The organism is Nocardioides proteolyticus, assembly GCF_051280635.3.
Classification (GTDB): Bacteria; Actinomycetota; Actinomycetes; order Propionibacteriales; family Nocardioidaceae; genus Nocardioides.
In genome coordinates, this window is record NZ_JBNBPO030000025.1 from 1 (window position 1) to 16,858 (window position 16,858).

Below are 16,858 nucleotides of genomic sequence, written 5' to 3' on the forward strand. Positions count from 1 at the left end.
CGAGGCCGAACGCGCAGCACTGTTCCCCGAGTGGCTCCACACCTACAATCACCACCGCGGTCACACCGCACTGGGCGGCAACTCACCAGCCGACCTCGTGCCCAACCTGCGTGGACAGAACAGCTAGCCGAGGTCGGTCGCGAAGAGGTCGTCCTCGGTCTCGCGCCGCACCAGCACCCGGGCCTCGCCGTCCCTGACCGCGATGACCGGCGGGCGCAGGGCGTGGTTGTAGTTGGACGCCATCGACCGGCAGTAGGCCCCGGTGCCCGGGACGGCCAGCAGGTCGCCCGGAGCCACGTCGCCGGGCAGGAACTCGTCGCGCACGACGATGTCGCCCGCCTCGCAGTGCTTGCCGACCACCCGGGCCAGCACGGGCTCGGCGTCGGTCCGGCGGTTGGCCAGGGTGCAGGAGTAGTCGGCGTCGTACAGGGCGGTCCGGATGTTGTCGCTCATGCCGCCGTCGACGCTGACGTAGGTGCGCACCGCCCCGGCGTCGAGGGCGACCGGCTTCACCGTCCCGACGGTGTAGACCGTGCACATGGAGGGGCCGACGATCGCCCGGCCCGGCTCGATGGACAGCCGGGGCTCCTCGACGCCGAGGGCGCGGCACTCGTGCTCGACGATCTTGGCCATCTCCGTGGCCAGCTGCGCGGGGTCGCTCGGGTCGTCCTGGGTCGTGTAGGCGATGCCGAAGCCGCCGCCGAGGTCCATCTCCGGCATCGTCACCCCGAGCTCCTCGGAGACCCGGGCATGCAGTGCCAGCACCCTGCGGGCGGCGACCTCGAAGCCGGAGCTGTCGAAGATCTGGCTGCCGATGTGGGAGTGGAGGCCGAGCAGCTCCAGACCCGGTGTGCCCTCGATCCGTCGTACCGCCTCGTACGCGTCGCCGGAGGTGATCGAGAAGCCGAACTTCTGGTCCTCGTGGGCCGTGGCGATGTACTCGTGGGTGTGCGCCTCCACCCCGGCCGTGACGCGCACCATCGCCCGGGCGGTGGTCCCGGTGTCCCGAACCACGGCCGCGAGCCGCTCGATCTCCTGGAACGAGTCGACGATGATCCGGCCGACACCCGCGGTCACGGCGCGCCTCAGCTCGGCGACGGACTTGTTGTTGCCGTGGTAGCCGATCCGCGCGGTGTCGAAGCCGGCCCGCAGCGCGACGCTCAGCTCGCCGGGCGAGCAGACGTCGAGGTGGAGCCCCTCCTCCTGGATCCACCGGGCGACCGCGGTGCAGAGGAACGCCTTGCCCGCGTAGTAGACGTCGAAGTCGCGAAAGGCGTCCCGGAAGGCCCGTGCGCGGGCGCGGAAGTCGTCCTCGTCGAGCACGTAGGCAGGGGTGTTGTGCTCGGCGACGAGGTCGGCGACGGCCAGCCCGCCGACGACGAGGTCACCGGCCGCGTCCTTGCGGGCGGTGCCCGACCACAGCAGCGGCACGAGCTCGTTGACGTCGCGGGGTGGCTGCAGCCAGGCAGGCCCGCGGAGGGCGCCGGGCGCGTGCGCCCAGCCGGCTTCGTGGGTCATCGTCCCTCGCTCACATCCGCTCGGGCGCGGAGACGCCGAGCAGCCCGAGGCCGTTGGCGAGCACCGTCTGCGCCGCGATCACCAGCACCAGGCGGGCCTCGTTGGCGGGCGTCACCGGCTCGTCGCCCTGGGGCAGCATCCGGCACTCCTTGGTGTCGTACCACTTGTTGAACACCGAGGCGAGGCTCTCGAGGTAGCGCGCGATCCGGTGCGGCTCACGCAGCTCGGCCGCGCTGGCCACGACCCTGGGGAACTCGGCCAGGGCGCGCAGCAGCTCGCCGTCGCGGGGGTGGGACAGCAGCGCGGCGTCGAAGTCCGCCGGCGCCGCCATCCCGAGGTCGGCGGCGTTCTCCCGCATCCGGCAGGTGCGGGCGTGGGCGTACTGCACGTAGTACACCGGGTTGTCGTTGGACGCCTTGGTGATCTCGGCGACGTCCAGGACGAGCGGCGAGTCGGCGGGATAGCGGGCCAGGGAGTAGCGCAGCGCGTCGACGCCGATCTCCTCCGTGAGCTCCTCGAGGGTCACGATCGTCCCGGCGCGCTTGGAGAGCTTGAGCTCCTCGCCGTCCTTGAGGATCTTGACCAGCTGCCCGATCAGCACCTCGAGCGTCCGGTCGGGGTCGTCCCCGACGCAGGCCGCCATCGCGCGCAGCCGGCCGACGTACCCGTGGTGGTCGGCGCCGAGCAGGTAGACGCACCGGTCGAAGCCGCGCGCCCGCTTGTCGAGGTAGTAGGCCGTGTCGGAGGCGAAGTAGGTCAGCTCGCCGTCGGACTTGATCAGCACCCGGTCCTTGTCGTCGCCGAAGTCGGTCGTGCGCATCCACAGCGCGCCGCCCTCCTCGTAGACGTGCCCGAGCGACTTGAGCCGCGCCAGCGTCTCCGGGACGGAGCCCGACTCGTGCAGCGAGCGCTCGGAGAACCAGACGTCGAAGTGGGTGTTGAAGGAGGCGAGCTGCTGCTGCTGCTCCCGGAGCTGGATCTCGTAGCCCTTCTCGCGCACCGCTGCGCGGCGCTCGTCCTCGGGCAGGTCGAAGATGCCCGGGCTGGCGGCCTCGACGGCCTTCGCGAGGTCGTCGACGTAGGCGCCGAGGTAGCCGCCCTCCGGCGCCGGCTGCCCGAGCGCGGCCGCGATGATCGAGTCGGCGAAGTGGTTCATCTGCACGCCGCGGTCGTTGATGTAGAACTCGCGGGTCACCTCGGCGCCCGCGGCGCCGAGCACCCGCCCGATCGCGTCGCCCAGGACCGCCCAGCGGGTGTGGCCCAGGTGCAGCGGGCCGGTCGGGTTCGCGGAGATGAACTCCACGTTGATCCGCTCGCCGGCGAGCGTCTGCGTGTGGCCGTACGCCGGCCCGGCGGCGACGATCTCGGCCGCGACCCGGCCCTGGGCGCCCGCCTCGACGGTGATGTTGAGGAACCCGGGCCCGGCGACCTCGACGGCGCCGATCCCCTCGCTGGCACGCAGCCGCTCGGCCAGCAGCTCCCCCAGCGCGCGGGGGTTGGTCCCGGCCCGCTTCGCGAGCTGGAGGGCGGCGTTGGTGGCGTAGTCGCCGTGCCCCTTCTGACGCGGACGCTCGACCGTCACCGTGGCCGGGACGCCGTCGGGCAGGGCGAGCGCGCCCTGGTCGACGAGCGCCGCGAGGGCGTCGACGATGGTGGTCGAGAGCTGGGCCGGAGTCACCGGACAAGCCTATCGGCGGCCACCGGTTTCTCCCGCACCGAGAGGGACCGGTAAGGTTCCTCACCGCGCGCTCCGCACGGAGCAGGCCTCCGTAGCTCAGGGGATAGAGCACTGGTTTCCGGTACCAGGTGTCGCAGGTTCGAATCCTGCCGGAGGCGCCCATGAGGGCGGCCGCCCGACGGCCCTACGATGCGTCGCGTGCCTCCCGCCGCCGCCACTCCGCCGCCCGAGCGACCGGCGGTCACCATCCACACCGACGGCGCCTGCCTCGGCAACCCCGGTCCCGGCGGCTGGGGCGCGCTGCTGCGGTCCGGTCGGCACGAGAAGGAGCTGTACGGCGGCGAGCCGGCCACCACGAACAACCGGATGGAGCTGATGGCGGCCATCCGGGCGCTGGAGGCGCTCAAGCACCCGTCCGACGTCGACCTGCACACCGACAGCAGCTACGTCCGCAAAGGGATCATGTCGTGGGTCGCCAGGTGGAAGGCCAACGGCTGGCGGACCTCGGCGCGGGCACCGGTCAAGAACGAGGACCTGTGGCGCCGGCTCGACGCCGCGACCGGCCGGCACACGGTCCGCTGGCACTGGGTGAAGGGCCACGCCGGCGACCCCGGCAACGAGCGGGCCGACGCCCTCGCGGGCCAGGGTGCCCGGGAGGCGCGCGACGGCACCGACGTAGCCAACGCGGTCGACGGCGCCCCACCGGGTGCGCCCGGCAGGCCGACTCCTAGCAGCGCTTGATCGTGGCGTCGCGGCGCGCGTCGTCGCCGTACCGCTTGGCGGCCGCGGTGTTGGGCAGCACGACCGACGCGCCGCCGACGTTCCCGATGGCCCCGGGCAGCACGCACGCGGTGACCTTCCGCGGGTCGACCTGCGCCACCGCCTGCGCGATCCGGTACAGCTCGGCCGGCGAGACGCCCTCGGTGTGCAGGTTGCGCATCACGCTCAGCAGCCCGCCCTCGATGAACCCCGGCTCGTCGGCCGCGGCCGCGATCCGGCGGTGGATGCCACGCAGCACCCGCTGCTGGTTGGCGGAGCGGTCGAAGTCACCGCCCGGGAGGGTCTTGCGGATCCGCCCGAACTCCACCGCCTCCATCCCGTTGAGCCGGACCTTGCCCTGGGGGTAGCCCCGCGGCTGGAGGTACTGGTCGGAGAACCGCCGCGGGTTGTCGACGGTGATCCCGCCGATCGCCCGGACCATCCGGGCCAGTCCCCCGAAGGTGGCGACCATCACGTAGTCGGGCTGGACGCCGAGCAGGTTGCCGACGGTGCGGCCGAGGAGCTGCGGCCCCCCGAAGGTGAGCGCGGCGTTCACCCGGTTCGACCCCGACCCCGGGATGGGCACCCAGCTGTCCCGGGGGATGCCGATCGCCGTGGCGGCCCCGGTGCGCGTGTTGATGCCCACCATCTGGAGGGCGTCGCCGCGGACCCGGAGCGGGTTCTCGCGCGGGCGGGCGTCGGAGCCCACGGCGAGGATCCAGATCATGTCCGGCTCGACGTCGACCCCCTTGGCCCGCTCCACCTTGACGAGGGTGAGCTCCTGGGGCGCCGGGGCGCTGTCGGGCACCACGAGCGCCACCAGCCCGAGCACCAGGCCGAGCACCGTCGTACGGATCACCGTGCGGATCACTTCGCACCCTCTTCCCGCTGGACGTCGAACCCGAAGACCCGCCAGCCGCCCCGGGCGGGGGTCAGCAGCAGCCGGCCGGAGACCACGTCGGTGCGCTCCGCACCGCCGGACGTGGCCAGCTCGAGACGGAACCGCGCGGTCGCGCCCGCCGGCCGCCCCCGCGGAGCCACCAGGTCGACGCGGACCACCCGCTGCACCATCTCCACGCTCTCCACGTCGCTGCCGATGCGGGCGTTGCTCATGATGCCGGGCTGCTTGCGCGCGAGCGCCCGGGCCTCCTTGGTGAACTCCTCGTAGGCAGCGCCGAAGTCGTCGCGCGGGTAGTCGCCGCCGTACGCCGCGTCCGACCAGCGCTCGACCACGGCGGTGACCTCGGCCGTCACCTTCCTCGCCCGTCCCTTGGTGAGCGGCCCCCGGACCTCGCCCAGCTTGGCGTTGGTGCGGACGGAGGTGTCGGCGCCGGCGGCGGGTCCGCCCCCGCCTCCGCCGGAGCCCTCCCCGTCACCGGTGCAACCGGTCAGGGCGAGGAGCAGGACCGCCGCCACGGCGAGCAGACGGGGCCGGCCCGGGGCTTCCCCGGGGGGCGCCGGGCGGGTGCGGTGAGGTGTGCTGCGCACCGGGTGCGCCTCCGTTCGGATCGACTTCGGTCGTCGGCCAAGTGTCTCTTCGGTTACAGCGTGGCCCAAAGCGGGTCCGGAGGTCGGTATTTGCATTGCCATGCGACTAGCCTTGGCGGTCGACAACCGCCCGCTATCGGCGGCGGGGCGGTCCAGCTCATCGGAAGAGGCGAAGCACGTCGTGACGCAGTCGTCAGACCAGTCCACCGGATCTCCCGTCCCCGCGGACTTCGGGGCCAACGAATGGCTCGTGGAGGAGATGAAGGAGCGGTTCGAGGCCGACCCCGGCAGCGTCGATCCGGAGTGGGCCGCCTACTTCAAGGGTGACCGTGGCGCCACCGGTGGCAACGGCCGGACGTCGTCCGCGGCGAAGGCCGCCAGCGGCGAGAAGGCTCCGTCGGCCCAGCAGCGCCCGGCCGCGTCCGAGCCCGCCGCCGAGGCGAAGCGCACCGCCCCCGCCAAGCCCGCCGCACAGTCCGCCGACAAGCCCTCCGGCCAGGCCGCCGGTGGGACGCCCACGCCCCGAGCCACGCCGGCTCCGCAGGTGAGCCCCGCCTCCGCCACGACGCCGAGCCCTGCGAAGGACGCCCCCAAGCCGACGCCGAAGGACGCTCCCAAGCCCGTCGCACCGGCCGTCAACGACGAGCCCAAGGTGACCGTGCTGCGCGGCATCCCGGCGGTCACGGCGCGCAACATGGACGTCTCGCTGACCGTGCCGACCGCGACCTCGGTGCGGGACATCCCGGTCAAGCTGCTGTGGGACAACCGGATCGTCATCAACTCCCACCTCGCCCGCGCCCGCGGCGGCAAGGTGTCCTTCACCCACATCATCGGCTACGCGATCGTCCAGGCGCTCAAGGCGATGCCGGCGATGAACAACTCCTACGACGAGGCCGACGGCAAGCCCGCGATGGTGACGCCGCCGCACATCAACCTCGGCCTGGCGATCGACCAGCAGAAGCCCGACGGCACCCGCCAGCTCGTCGCGCCGTCGATCAAGGCCTGCGAGACGATGGACTTCGCCGGCTTCTGGACCGCCTACGAGGACATCATCCGCAAGGCCCGCGACAACAAGCTCACCATGGAGGACTACTCCGGCACCACCGTGAGCCTGACGAACGTCGGCGGCCTGGGCACCGTCCACTCGGTGCCGCGGCTGATGAAGGGCCAGGCCGCCATCATCGGCGTCGGCGCGATGGAGTACCCCGCCGCGTGGCAGGGCGCCTCCGAGGAGGCGATCGCCCGCAACGGCATCAGCAAGGTGATGTCGATGACCTCCACCTACGACCACCGCGTCATCCAGGGCGCCCAGTCGGGCGAGTTCCTCAAGCGGGTCCACCAGCTGCTGCTCGGCGAGCACGGGTTCTACGACGAGATCTTTCGGGCCCTGCGGATCCCCTACGAGCCGATCCGGTGGAACAGCGACATCGCCACGTCGCACGACGACGAGATCGACAAGCAGGCCCGGATCCTCGAGCTGATCCACGCCTACCGGGTGCGCGGGCACCTGATGGCCGACACCGACCCGCTGGAGTACAAGCAGCGCAGCCACCCCGACCTGCGGATCGAGTCGCACGGGCTGACCCTGTGGGACCTCGACCGGGAGTTCCCCACCGGCTCCTTCGGCGGCGGTCACCGCCGCTTCATGAAGCTGCGGCACATCCTCGGCATCCTGCGGGACTCCTACTGCCGCACCACCGGCATCGAGTACATGCACATCATGGATCCCGAGCAGCGCCGGTGGATCCAGGAGCGGGTGGAGCAGCCGCACACCAAGCTGCCCCGCGAGGAGCAGCTGCGGATCCTGCTCAAGCTCAACCAGGCCGAGGCGTTCGAGACGTTCCTCCAGACGAAGTTCGTCGGCCAGAAGCGGTTCAGCCTCGAGGGCGGCGAGACCACGATCCCGGTGATCGACGAGATCGCCGAGGCGGCCGCGCAGGCCGGCCTCGACGAGGTCTGCATCGGCATGGCCCACCGCGGGCGGCTCAACGTGCTGGCCAACATCGTGGGCAAGTCCTACAACCAGATCTTCCGCGAGTTCGAGGGCAACATCGACCCGCGCACCGTCCAGGGCTCCGGCGACGTGAAGTACCACCTCGGCGCGGAGGGCGAGTTCGTCGCCGACACCGGGGAGACGATCAAGGTGTCGGTGGCGGCCAACCCGTCGCATCTGGAGACGGTCGACCCGGTCCTCGAGGGCATCGCCCGCGCCAAGCAGGACGTCCTCGACCAGGGCGAGAAGTTCCCGGTCCTGCCCCTGCTGCTGCACGGGGACGCGGCGTTCGCCGGCCAGGGCGTGGTCGCGGAGACGCTGAACCTCTCCCAGCTGCGCGGCTACCGTACCGGCGGCACCATCCACGTGGTCATCAACAACCAGGTCGGCTTCACCACCTCCCCCGGGTCCTCGCGGTCCACGCTCTACTGCACCGACGTCGCCCGGATGGTCCAGGCCCCGATCTTCCACGTGAACGGCGACGACCCCGAGGCGTGCATCCGCGTCGCGCGGCTGGCGTTCGAGTACCGCCAGGCCTTCCACAGCGACGTGGTGATCGACCTCGTCTGCTACCGCCGCCGCGGCCACAACGAGGGCGACGACCCGTCGTACACCCAGCCGCTCATGTACGACCTGATCGAGCAGAAGCGCTCGGTGCGCAAGCTCTACACCGAGTCGCTGATCGGCCGCGGCGACATCACGATCGAGGAGGCCGAGCAGGTCCTCAAGGACTACCAGCAGCAGCTCGAGCGGGTGTTCACCGAGGTGCGGGAGGCGACGGCGGCTCCGTCGGAGTGGACGACCGTCCCGGACTACCCCGACAAGCCGGTCGGCGAGACCCAGACGTCGGTGTCCTTCGAGGTGCTGAAGCGCATCGCGGACGCCTACGTCACCCCGCCCGAGGGGTTCACCGTCCACCCGAAGGTCATGCCGCAGCTCCAGCGGCGGGCCGCGGCGATCACCGACGGGCCGATCGACTGGGGCACCGGCGAGATCCTGGCCTTCGGCGCGCTGCTGATGGACGGCCGGCCGGTGCGCCTGGCCGGGCAGGACTCCCGTCGCGGCACGTTCGTCCAGCGCTTCGCCACGATCATCGACCGGGTCAACTCCGACGAGTGGACGCCGCTGGCCAACCTGACCGAGAACCAGGCCAAGTTCCACGCCTACGACAGCCTGCTGTCGGAGTACGCCGCGCTGGGCTTCGAGTACGGCTACTCGGTCGCGCGGCCGGAGGCGCTGGTGCTCTGGGAGGCGCAGTTCGGCGACTTCGTCAACGGCGCCCAGACCGTGATCGACGAGTACATCTCGGCGGGCAAGACGAAGTGGGGGCAGGACTCCGGCGTGGTGCTGCTGCTTCCCCACGGCTACGAGGGCCAGGGGCCCGACCACTCCTCGGCTCGGATCGAGCGCTTCCTGCAGCTCTGCGCGGACGAGGCGATGGTCGTCGCCCAGCCCTCGACGCCGGCCTCGCACTTCCACCTGCTGCGCCGGCACGCGCTGGGCGGGGACCACAAGCCGCTGATCATCTTCACGCCCAAGTCGATGCTGAAGCGCAAGGAGGCGGCGTCACAGCCTCGCGACTTCACCGAGGGCACCTTCCAGCCGCTGGTCGCCGACGCGACGTCGGACCCGGGCGCCGTGGACACCCTGCTCCTCTGCTCGGGCCGGGTGACCTGGGACCTGATGGTCGAGCGGGGCAAGCGTGAGGACGGTGGCCGCTACGCGATCGCCCGCATCGAGCAGCTCTACCCGGAGCCGATCGACGAGCTCCGCGCGGAGATCGAGCGGTACCCCAACCTCAAGAGCGTGAGGTGGGTGCAGGACGAGCCGGCCAACATGGGTCCCTGGCCCCACTACGGCCTGGGCGTCTTCCCGGGACTGGACGCCTCGATCGAGCTGGTCAGCCGCCCGGCGTCCTCCTCCCCCTCCGTGGGCGTCGCCAAGCGGCACCTGGAGGAGCAGAAGGACCTCGTCGCTCGCGCGTTCGCCTGAGCGGGCGCTCCTGCGGACTCTCGACCGACGGAGGGCGAACGGAGAGCGACGGCATGTACTTCACCGATCGAGGAATCGAGGAGCTCGAGCAGCGGCGCGGTGACGAGGAGGTCACCCTGGCCTGGCTCGCCGAGCGGCTCCGGGAGTTCGTAGACGTCCAACCGGAGTTCGAGGTACCCGTCGAGCGGTTCGCGACCTGGCTCGCCCGGCTCGACGACCCCGACGACTGACCCGGCCCGGCGGAGCGCCGGGCCGGGCCGTCGCCTCAGCCGACCGCGGTCGGCGCCTCGGCGGCCGGGAGGGGAGCCGCCGGGGAGTCGGAGAGGCCGATCCGCCTGTGCAGCCGGCGCAGGCTTTGCGGCGCCCACCAGGCCGCGTCGCCCAGGAGGCGGACGCCGGCGGGGAGCAGCACGCCGCGGACCAGGGTGGCGTCGATCAGGATCGCCAGGCCGGTGCCCAGCCCGAAGAACTGGATGAAGCTCACCGAGCTCACCAGGAAGGCGAAGAAGCTGATCGCGATCAGGGCGGCGGCGGTGCTGACGATCCGGCCGGTGTGGGCCAGCCCGTGGACCATCGCCTGCTCGTTGTCGAGCCCGGAGTCGCGCATCTCCTTGATCCGGCCGAGGACGAACACCTCGTAGTCCATCGACAGCCCGAAGGCGACGCAGAAGAGCAGCACCATCATGCTGCTGTCCATCGGCTGCGGCGTGAACCCGAGCACGTCCGCGAGGTGTCCCTCCTGGAAGACCCACACCATCGCTCCCAGCGTCGCGGCCAGCCCGACGGCGTTGAGCAGCAGCGCCCGGACCGGCTGGACGACGCTCCCGGTGAACAGGAACAGGATGACGACCGTGCTCAGCACGAGCCAGCCGAGCACCAGCGGCAGCCGGTCGCCGATCGCCTCCATCTGGTCGTGCAGCTCGGCCGTCGAGCCGCCCACGAGTGCCTCGGCGCCCGCCGGGCCCGGCGTCTCCCGGACGTCACGGACCAGCGCCCACGCCTCCTCCGAGCGCGTGTCGAGGTCGGTGACCACCGCGAGCCGGTCCGCGCCCTCGCCGGGACCGACGGTGGCGGGGAGGTCCGCGACCAGGCTGCCGTCGACGAAGCTGCCGACGCGGGTGTCCACCCGCTCGGCGCCGGGCAGCCGTGAGAGGTCCGCGGCGTAGTCCGCAAGCTCGGCGTCGCGGACCCGCGAGGTCGTCACCACCTCGATCGGCGTCGCGCCGTCTCCGGCGAACTCGTCGCGGAGCAGGTCACCCGCCTGCCGGCTCGACGCACTGGTCGGCAGCACCCGGTCGTCCGGCGAGCCGAACTCGATGCCCGCCAACGGCACGGCCATCACGGCGAGGCCCGCCACGACGGGGAGCGCGCTGAGCACCGGGCGGCGGGCGACGTACCGGGCCAGGCGCGCCCAGGCGGGTGCCTCCTCTCCGCGGATGCCGCGCACGCCGGGGACCCGCCAGGCGTCGATCCGATCCCCCAGCAGGGTAAGGCCGGCGGGAAGCACGACGACGGCGCTGAAGGCGGTGATCAGCATGACGCCGACGCCGGCGTAGGCGAACGAGCGCAGGAAGTACATCGGGAAGACGAGCAGCGACGCCAGCGCGACGGCCACCGTGGTGGCGCTGAAGACGATGGTCCGCCCGGCCGTCGCCACGGCTCGGGCGACGGCCGCCTCGTGGCCGCGTCGTGCCGCGCGCTCCTCCCGCACCCGCGCGACCATCAGCAGTCCGTAGTCGACGGCGAGGCCCAGGCCCAGACCGGTGGTCAGGTTCACCGAGTAGACCGACACATCGGTCACCGAGCCCAGCACCGACAGCTCGGCGAAGGTCCCCAGGATCGCCAGCAGACCGACGCCCAGCGTGACGAGGGCACCGACGACGTTGCCGAACGCCAGCACCAGCAGCACCAGGATCAGCGGGATGGCGATGCTCTCCGCGAGGGCGAGGTCGGAGCCGATCTGGGCGCCGATCTCCTCGCCGACCACCTCGCTCCCGCCCACCTGGACCGAGACGGCGCCCTCGTCGGAGCGGTAGTCGTCCAGGATCCCCGCCGCGTCGGCCTCCTCCCCCGGCGCGATCGAGGCGGTGACCAGCGCGTGCCGGCCGTCGGCGGAGCGGAGCGGCGGCGCGCCGGAGTCGAAGTACGACGTCACGTCGGCCAGCCGGTCGTCGGCGCGGAGCCGCTCGGTGAGCTCGCGACCGGCCGCCGACGCCGCCGGGTCGTCCACTCCACCGGGGCCACCGGTGTCGGCCGAGACCACGAACAGGTAGTCGGCCGACGCCTCGAACCGGTCCGCGAGCACCGCGGCGGCCCGGCTGCTCTCGGAGTCCGGGTCCGCGAAGCCGTCGGTCTGGAGCTTTCCGAACGCGCTGACGCCGAGGAACCCTGACACCAGGACCGCGACGAGACCGAGACCCAGCACCGAGCGGGCCCGGGTGGTCACCAACCGGCCGATCGCATCGAACATGACACCACTCCAATGTGTACGCCGTAAACTTTACAGCCGTAAACTTGGCATAGGATGTGGTCGGGTGTCAACATTCTTCCCGTGGCGACTTCGAGCACGGCGCGCAGCAGCTATCACCACGGCGACCTCCGCAACGCGCTGGTGCGCGCGGCGGCCGAGCTCGCGGCCACCGGAGGGCCGGACGCAGTGACGATCCGCGGCGCCGCGCGCGCGGTGGGCGTGACGCCGACGGCGGCCTACCGCCACTTCGCGAGCCAGGCCGAGCTGCTGAACGCGGCGAAGGAGCTCGCCATGGCCGGCATGGCCGAGGCGATGGCGGGGTTCCTCGCGGAGGTTCCGAGCGAGGGCGACCCGGTGACCCTGGCCGTCCAGCGGCTCGTCTCGACGGGCCGCGGCTACATCCGGTTCGCGCAGGACGAGCCGGGGATCTTCAGCACCTGCTTCACCGGCCAGCGGCTCGCCGGCGACGCGCCCGACCCGGCGCAGGGGCTGGCCGACCGGGCGCCGTACGCCCTGCTGGGCGAGATGCTCGACCGCCTCGTCGAGGTCGGCTACCTCCATCCCGCCGACCGGCCCGGCGCCGAGGCCGGCCCGTGGGCAGCCGTCCACGGGCTCGCCCTGCTCCTCGTCGACGGCCCGCTGCGCCGGATGAGCGCGGAGGAGAGGGAGGCGGCGATCGATCGCACCCTGGAGATGACGGTGCGTGGGCTCGCGACCGGCCCGGCGGCGGCCGGTCACCGCTAGGGTGACCCGGGTGACCGACGACAGCACCGCTGCCGCTCGCGGTGGCCGCCTCGACGGGCCCTCCTATCCGCCCGCTCCGTGGCACATGCACGGCTCGCTCTGGCTCTCGGTGTTCCGGCTCGCCGAGGACGTCGACGACCGCCACCCCGCCGGGCAGTACGGCGTCGCGCTGGTCGGCTACGAGGAGCCCAGCCCGCTGACCTACGGCGAGCTGCTCGTCGCCCGGACCGTCAAGAACGCCGACAGCAGGGGTGCGGTGACGATCACCGACATCTGGGTCGACTCGGCCGCGTCCCAGGCGGGCGGTCGCGAGCTTTGGGCGATCCCCAAGGAGCTGTGCGACTTCGACCGCGAGTCGACCTACCGCGGCCCGGTCACCCGGAGCGAGTGGACGGCGACCGTGGAGCGCAGGCCGATCGTCGAGGCGCGGTTCACCGACGTCTCCCGGCTCGCGCCGCGACTGCCGGTGAAGGGTCTCGTCGAGCAGCCGGGCATCCCCGAGCACCCGGAGACCGCCGACGTGGTGATGAAGGGCACCGCGAAGGCCCTGCCCTGCCGCGCCCACTGGAGCTTCGCAGCCGACGGGCCGCTCGGCTTCCTGCGCACGGCGCGCCAGCTCGGCTCCTTCCGGATGGCGTCGTTCCGGCTGGCGTTCGCGTAGCGCCCGCCGTCGGGCGGGCGCGGCCTCAGCGCAGGTCGTCGTCCACGGTCTCGACCGCGGCCTCGTCGACGCCGCCCGCAGCGGGCGGCGCTCCCCCGCCGACCTGCCCGGTGTGCCCTGGGAGCCCAGTGTCCTCCGTGTGCTCGGCGAGAGCCCGGCGCGAGGCGTCGCGGATCTCGAACACCTCGGTGGCGAAGCCGCCGACCGCCGCCGCGACGTCGCCGACGGCGCGGGTGAGGATGGTCGCCACCTCGCCGACGGCCTGGGCGGCCGCCTCGGCGCCGGCCTGGATGGCGTCCTTCGCGATCTCGGCCCTCGTCAGGTGGTCCCGTCCGTCGCTCATGGGCTCAGTCTCCCGCGCCCGCCGTCACGCCGCCAACGCGTCGTCGGTCACGGACTGCTCGCCGCGCACGGGAGCGACCTCCGCCGTACCGCCGGGCAGCGCGTAGCGGACGATCTTCTTCGCGACGCTGAACAGCTGCTTGTGCAGCGGCCCGGTGTTGTAGGGCAGGCCGTAGCGCTCGCAGATCTCGCGCACCTCCGCCGCCACCTCGGGATAGCGCCGGGCCGGCAGGTCGGGGAAGAGGTGGTGCTCGATCTGGTGAGAAAGGTTCCCGCTCAGCACGTGCATCAGCCTGCCGCCGGTGATGTTCGCCGAGCCCAGCATCTGACGGAGGTACCAGTGACCGCGGGTCTCGTTCTCGGTCTCCTCGGTCGAGAAGGACGCGACGCCTGCCGGGAAGTGGCCGCAGAAGATGATGTTGAAGGCCCAGATGTTGCGGACCAGGTTGGCGGTCGCGTTCCCCGCGAGGGTGAGCGGGAACAGCGGCCCGGTCAACGCCGGGAACAGGACGTAGTCCTTGACCGCCTGCTTGCGGATCTTGCGCATCAGGCCCGGGTAGAGGGGCTTGTTGTCCTCGTGGGAGCGCTTGCCGGCGACGATGTTCTCCACCTCTAGGTCGTGGAGCGCCACGCCCCACTCGAAGAACACCATCAGGAGGAAGGCGTACAGCGGGTTGCCCAGGTAGTAGGGGTGCCACTTCTGGTCGGGGTCCATCCGCAGGATGCCGTAGCCGATGTCACGGTCCTTGCCGATGATGTTGGTGAACGTGTGGTGGATGTAGTTGTGGGAGTACTTCCACTGCTCGCCGGGGCAGACGGTGTCCCAGTCGAACATCCGGGAGTTGAACGCCGGGTCGCCCAGGAAGTCGTACTGGCCGTGCATGACGTTGTGGCCGATCTCCATGTTGTCGAGGATCTTCGACACGCTCAGCGCGGCGACGGCCAGGGGCCACGCGGGCGGCAGGTAGAACAGGGCACGCCCGGCGACCTCCAGGCTGCGCTGGGTCTTGACGACCTTGCGCAGGTAGTCGGCGTCGGCCTCGCCGAGGTCGGCGATGATCCGCTGGCGGATGGCGTCGAGCTCGGCCCCCAGCCGGTCGATCTGCTCGGCGGTCAGGCCGTGGTACCTCTCGTCGCCCGCTGTCGCGGTCGCGCGATCGGCGGCGGTCTCGGTCTGGATCGAGGTCTCGCTCATCGGTGGACTCCTTGTCGGGGTCGGGATCGAGGTCGGGGTGGGGCGGGCCCAGGCCCGCGCCCGTGGTCAGAGGTCGATGTGGCAGTCGCCGGCAGCGGCGGTCACGCAGATGCGGATCTCCTCGTCGGGGAGCGAGGACTCCTCACCGGTGAGGAGGTTGCGGACCGTGCCGGCGGTCTTGGTGCGGGTGCAGGAGAAGCAGATGCCCATCCGGCAGCCGAACTCCGGCTGCAGGCCCAGGTCCTCCGCCTGCTCCAGCAGGCTGGCGCCGGTGCCGGCGGCCGTCCTGCCCGAGCGGGTGAACGAGATCTCCGCGTCCACGCTCTCCGGGGCCGCGGCCGACGCCCGCGCCACCGCAGGCTTGAAGAACTCCATCCGCAGCCGGTCGGAGACCGCACCGTCCGGACCGGTGTACGCCGCGGTCACCAGCTCGACCAGACCGGCGGGCCCGCACAGCCAGGTGTCGGTGTCCCGGTAGTCGGGAACCAGCCGGCGCAGCTCGAACTCGGAGAAGAGCTGGTCGGCGTAGCGCAGGTGCACATCGACCCCGTTGTCGGCCGCGGCGACGGCAGCGAGCTCGTCGGCGAAGATCTGGTCCTGGGGGCTCTGCGCGAAGTGCAGGAACGTCACCTTCCGTCCGGCATGCCCGTCGTACCCGTCGCGCAGCAGGGTTCGGAGCATCGACATCGCCGGCGTGATGCCGGAGCCACCGGTGATGAAGAGCAGGTGGCTGTTCGTGGGCGTCGCCGGGCTCTCGACCAGGGTGAAGTCACCCTGCGCCTGGCTGAGGTGGAGGATCTGGCCGGGCTCGGCGTGGTTGACGAGGTACTTCGACACCTGGCCCTCGTCGTGGGCGCGGATGGTGAGGGTGATCTGCTCCCCGGGCCCCGAGGCGGCCGAGGAGATCGAGAACGCCCGGGTGAGCCGGCGGGCGGTGCCCGGCAGCTCGACGCCGACCAGGACGTGCTGCCCGGCGCGGTGCCCCCGCCAGGTGCTCGTGGGCTGGAGCGTCAGGGTGGCGACCGGTGCGGTCGCGACGCCGGCGGTCTCCCGCCGGACCGAGACGACCCGGGCGCGCACCTCGTGGGCCGCCCACATCGGGTTGAACCGCTCGAGATAGCGGTCGACGCCGTGGGGCGTGGTCAGGGCCGCGGCGAGTCGCGAACGCAGGAGCCGCCCCACGGGGCCGACGGCACCGCGCGGGGCGGGGTCGGAGATGAGCGCGGACATGCGCGCCTCCTTCCTGGACGGAAGTTTGGGTGTACGTCTGTACACCCAAACTCTCCCCGGTCCGGCGGAGCCGGTCAACGGAGGACGCACGTGAGAGTGCACACATGTGCACTCACGCTAGGCTGCTGGAGTGACCGAGAGCCGCGGGGAGCGCAAGGAGCGCACGCGCCGCTCGATCCTGGACGCGGCGCTCGCGCTGTCCGAGGAGAGCACCCTGGTGGCGCTCTCGCTGCGACAGGTCGCCAAGGAGGTCGGCATCGTGCCGACGGCGTTCTACCGCCACTTCGCCTCGATCGAGGAGCTCGGGCTCGCCCTGGTGGAGGAGTCGCTGGACACTCTTCGCGTGCTCCTGCGCGAGATCCGGCGGAGCGCCGGGCAGGACTTCCGCGACATCATCGACGGCTCCGTCGACGTGCTGGTCGACCAGGTCCGGATGCACCACGCCCACTTCGGGTTCATCGCCCGTGAGCGGTTCGCCGGGCCGCCGGCGGTCCGGCAGGCGATCGACCGCGGCATCGAGCTCTGCGAGCGGGAGCTCGCGGTCGACCTCTCGCACCTGCCCGGCACCGACCAGTGGTCCGCGGACGACCTGCGGATCGTCTCCTCGCTCATCGTGGGCGCGATGGTCGTCGCGGCGGAGCGGCTGGTGGCCGTGGAGCCAGGCTCGCCGGAGGAGCACCGGATCGCGCACACGGCCCGGATGCAGCTGCGGATGATGCTGATCGGGGCCCTGAACTGGAAGTCCCGTCGCTGACCGGGACCAGCCGGTCAGCGACGGGAGACCTCCA

14 protein-coding genes, 1 tRNA gene and 1 pseudogene are annotated in these 16,858 nt (G+C 71.9%); 8 read left to right on the forward strand and 8 right to left on the reverse strand.

Translation table 11 applies throughout. The features are described from left to right. Positions 1 to 127: pseudogene (locus ACPOLA_RS14855) on the forward strand (IS481 family transposase); the annotation flags it as partial. Here ACPOLA_RS14855 and lysA read toward each other — a convergent pair. Together lysA and argS are read right to left on the reverse strand one after the other, a co-directional pair. Beyond that, complete coding sequence (lysA, locus tag ACPOLA_RS14860; protein WP_435771216.1) at positions 124 to 1,518, reverse strand: diaminopimelate decarboxylase; 1,395 nt, start codon at positions 1,516 to 1,518, stop codon at positions 124 to 126. The pseudogene ACPOLA_RS14855 and the gene lysA sit on opposite strands and share 4 nt — an antisense overlap. A gap of 10 nt (positions 1,519 to 1,528) precedes the next feature. After that, positions 1,529 to 3,196, reverse strand: coding sequence for an arginine--tRNA ligase (argS, locus tag ACPOLA_RS14865; protein WP_435771217.1), 1,668 nt, complete (start codon positions 3,194 to 3,196; stop codon positions 1,529 to 1,531). 85 nt (positions 3,197 to 3,281) lie between these two features. Between argS and ACPOLA_RS14870 the strand changes: the two genes are divergently transcribed. Both ACPOLA_RS14870 and rnhA read left to right on the forward strand, forming a co-directional pair. Beyond that, positions 3,282 to 3,354 (forward strand) — tRNA-Arg (locus ACPOLA_RS14870). A gap of 40 nt (positions 3,355 to 3,394) precedes the next feature. Next, positions 3,395 to 3,937 carry a ribonuclease HI gene (rnhA, locus tag ACPOLA_RS14875; protein ID WP_435771218.1) on the forward strand — a complete coding sequence of 181 codons (543 nt, stop codon included), beginning with the start codon at positions 3,395 to 3,397 and terminating at the stop codon, positions 3,935 to 3,937. Here the strand turns inward: rnhA and ACPOLA_RS14880 are convergent. Continuing rightward, positions 3,924 to 4,826: an LCP family protein gene (locus ACPOLA_RS14880; RefSeq protein WP_435771219.1), complete on the reverse strand. Its 903-nt coding sequence runs from the start codon at positions 4,824 to 4,826 to the stop codon at positions 3,924 to 3,926. The two genes, rnhA and ACPOLA_RS14880, sit on opposite strands and share 14 nt — an antisense overlap. After that, entirely contained in the window at positions 4,823 to 5,443 is a 621-nt protein-coding gene (locus tag ACPOLA_RS14885) for a hypothetical protein (RefSeq protein WP_435771220.1), read from the reverse strand. The genes ACPOLA_RS14880 and ACPOLA_RS14885 overlap by 4 nt, the downstream gene beginning before the upstream one ends. A gap of 259 nt (positions 5,444 to 5,702) precedes the next feature. On the opposite strand from ACPOLA_RS14885, the gene ACPOLA_RS14890 reads away from it, so the two are divergent. After that, positions 5,703 to 9,428 carry a multifunctional oxoglutarate decarboxylase/oxoglutarate dehydrogenase thiamine pyrophosphate-binding subunit/dihydrolipoyllysine-residue succinyltransferase subunit gene (locus ACPOLA_RS14890; protein ID WP_435771279.1) on the forward strand — a complete coding sequence of 1,242 codons (3,726 nt, stop codon included), beginning with the start codon at positions 5,703 to 5,705 and terminating at the stop codon, positions 9,426 to 9,428. A 53-nt stretch (positions 9,429 to 9,481) separates the two neighbouring features. Next, complete coding sequence (locus ACPOLA_RS14895; RefSeq protein WP_435771221.1) at positions 9,482 to 9,658, forward strand: DUF6104 family protein; 177 nt, start codon at positions 9,482 to 9,484, stop codon at positions 9,656 to 9,658. Positions 9,659 to 9,693: 35 nt separating this feature from the next. Here ACPOLA_RS14895 and ACPOLA_RS14900 read toward each other — a convergent pair whose 3' ends face one another. Then, the gene (locus ACPOLA_RS14900) at positions 9,694 to 11,898 is read right to left on the reverse strand and encodes an MMPL family transporter (RefSeq protein ID WP_435771222.1); all 2,205 of its coding nucleotides are present in this window, start codon (positions 11,896 to 11,898) and stop codon (positions 9,694 to 9,696) included. Between the two features lie 81 nt (positions 11,899 to 11,979). Between ACPOLA_RS14900 and ACPOLA_RS14905 the strand changes: the two genes are divergently transcribed. Together ACPOLA_RS14905 and ACPOLA_RS14910 are read left to right on the forward strand one after the other, a co-directional pair. Next, a complete protein-coding gene (locus ACPOLA_RS14905) occupies positions 11,980 to 12,642 on the forward strand; it encodes a TetR/AcrR family transcriptional regulator (RefSeq protein WP_435771223.1) in 663 nt (220 codons plus the stop codon). Between the two features lie 10 nt (positions 12,643 to 12,652). Then, positions 12,653 to 13,303, forward strand: a complete 651-nt coding sequence (locus tag ACPOLA_RS14910; RefSeq protein WP_435771224.1) for an acetoacetate decarboxylase family protein — start codon at positions 12,653 to 12,655, stop codon at positions 13,301 to 13,303. 25 nt (positions 13,304 to 13,328) lie between these two features. Here ACPOLA_RS14910 and ACPOLA_RS14915 read toward each other — a convergent pair whose 3' ends face one another. From ACPOLA_RS14915 to ACPOLA_RS14925, 3 genes are all read right to left on the reverse strand, one after another. Next, a complete protein-coding gene (locus ACPOLA_RS14915) occupies positions 13,329 to 13,646 on the reverse strand; it encodes a hypothetical protein (protein WP_435771225.1) in 318 nt (105 codons plus the stop codon). Positions 13,647 to 13,670: 24 nt separating this feature from the next. After that, complete coding sequence (locus ACPOLA_RS14920) at positions 13,671 to 14,840, reverse strand: fatty acid desaturase family protein (RefSeq protein WP_435771226.1); 1,170 nt, start codon at positions 14,838 to 14,840, stop codon at positions 13,671 to 13,673. A 66-nt stretch (positions 14,841 to 14,906) separates the two neighbouring features. Next, positions 14,907 to 16,070, reverse strand: coding sequence for a flavin reductase family protein (locus ACPOLA_RS14925; protein ID WP_435771227.1), 1,164 nt, complete (start codon positions 16,068 to 16,070; stop codon positions 14,907 to 14,909). Positions 16,071 to 16,200: 130 nt separating this feature from the next. On the opposite strand from ACPOLA_RS14925, the gene ACPOLA_RS14930 reads away from it, so the two are divergent. Next, positions 16,201 to 16,824, forward strand: coding sequence for a TetR family transcriptional regulator (locus ACPOLA_RS14930; RefSeq protein ID WP_435771228.1), 624 nt, complete (start codon positions 16,201 to 16,203; stop codon positions 16,822 to 16,824). Positions 16,825 to 16,858: the final 34 nt, after the last annotated feature.

What these genes read in the sequence shown, in the direction of transcription:
- ACPOLA_RS14920 (WP_435771226.1), bottom strand. Translation starts at nt 14,840, where the DNA reads ATGAGCGAGACCTCGATCCAGACCGAGACCGCCGCCGATCGCGCGACC.
- ACPOLA_RS14900 (WP_435771222.1), bottom strand. Translation starts at nt 11,898, where the DNA reads ATGTTCGATGCGATCGGCCGGTTGGTGACCACCCGGGCCCGCTCGGTG.
- ACPOLA_RS14915 (WP_435771225.1), bottom strand. Translation starts at nt 13,646, where the DNA reads ATGAGCGACGGACGGGACCACCTGACGAGGGCCGAGATCGCGAAGGAC.
- ACPOLA_RS14925 (WP_435771227.1), bottom strand. Translation starts at nt 16,070, where the DNA reads ATGTCCGCGCTCATCTCCGACCCCGCCCCGCGCGGTGCCGTCGGCCCC.
- ACPOLA_RS14895 (WP_435771221.1), top strand. Translation starts at nt 9,482, where the DNA reads ATGTACTTCACCGATCGAGGAATCGAGGAGCTCGAGCAGCGGCGCGGT.
- lysA (WP_435771216.1), bottom strand. Translation starts at nt 1,518, where the DNA reads ATGACCCACGAAGCCGGCTGGGCGCACGCGCCCGGCGCCCTCCGCGGG.
- ACPOLA_RS14890 (WP_435771279.1), top strand. Translation starts at nt 5,703, where the DNA reads ATGAAGGAGCGGTTCGAGGCCGACCCCGGCAGCGTCGATCCGGAGTGG.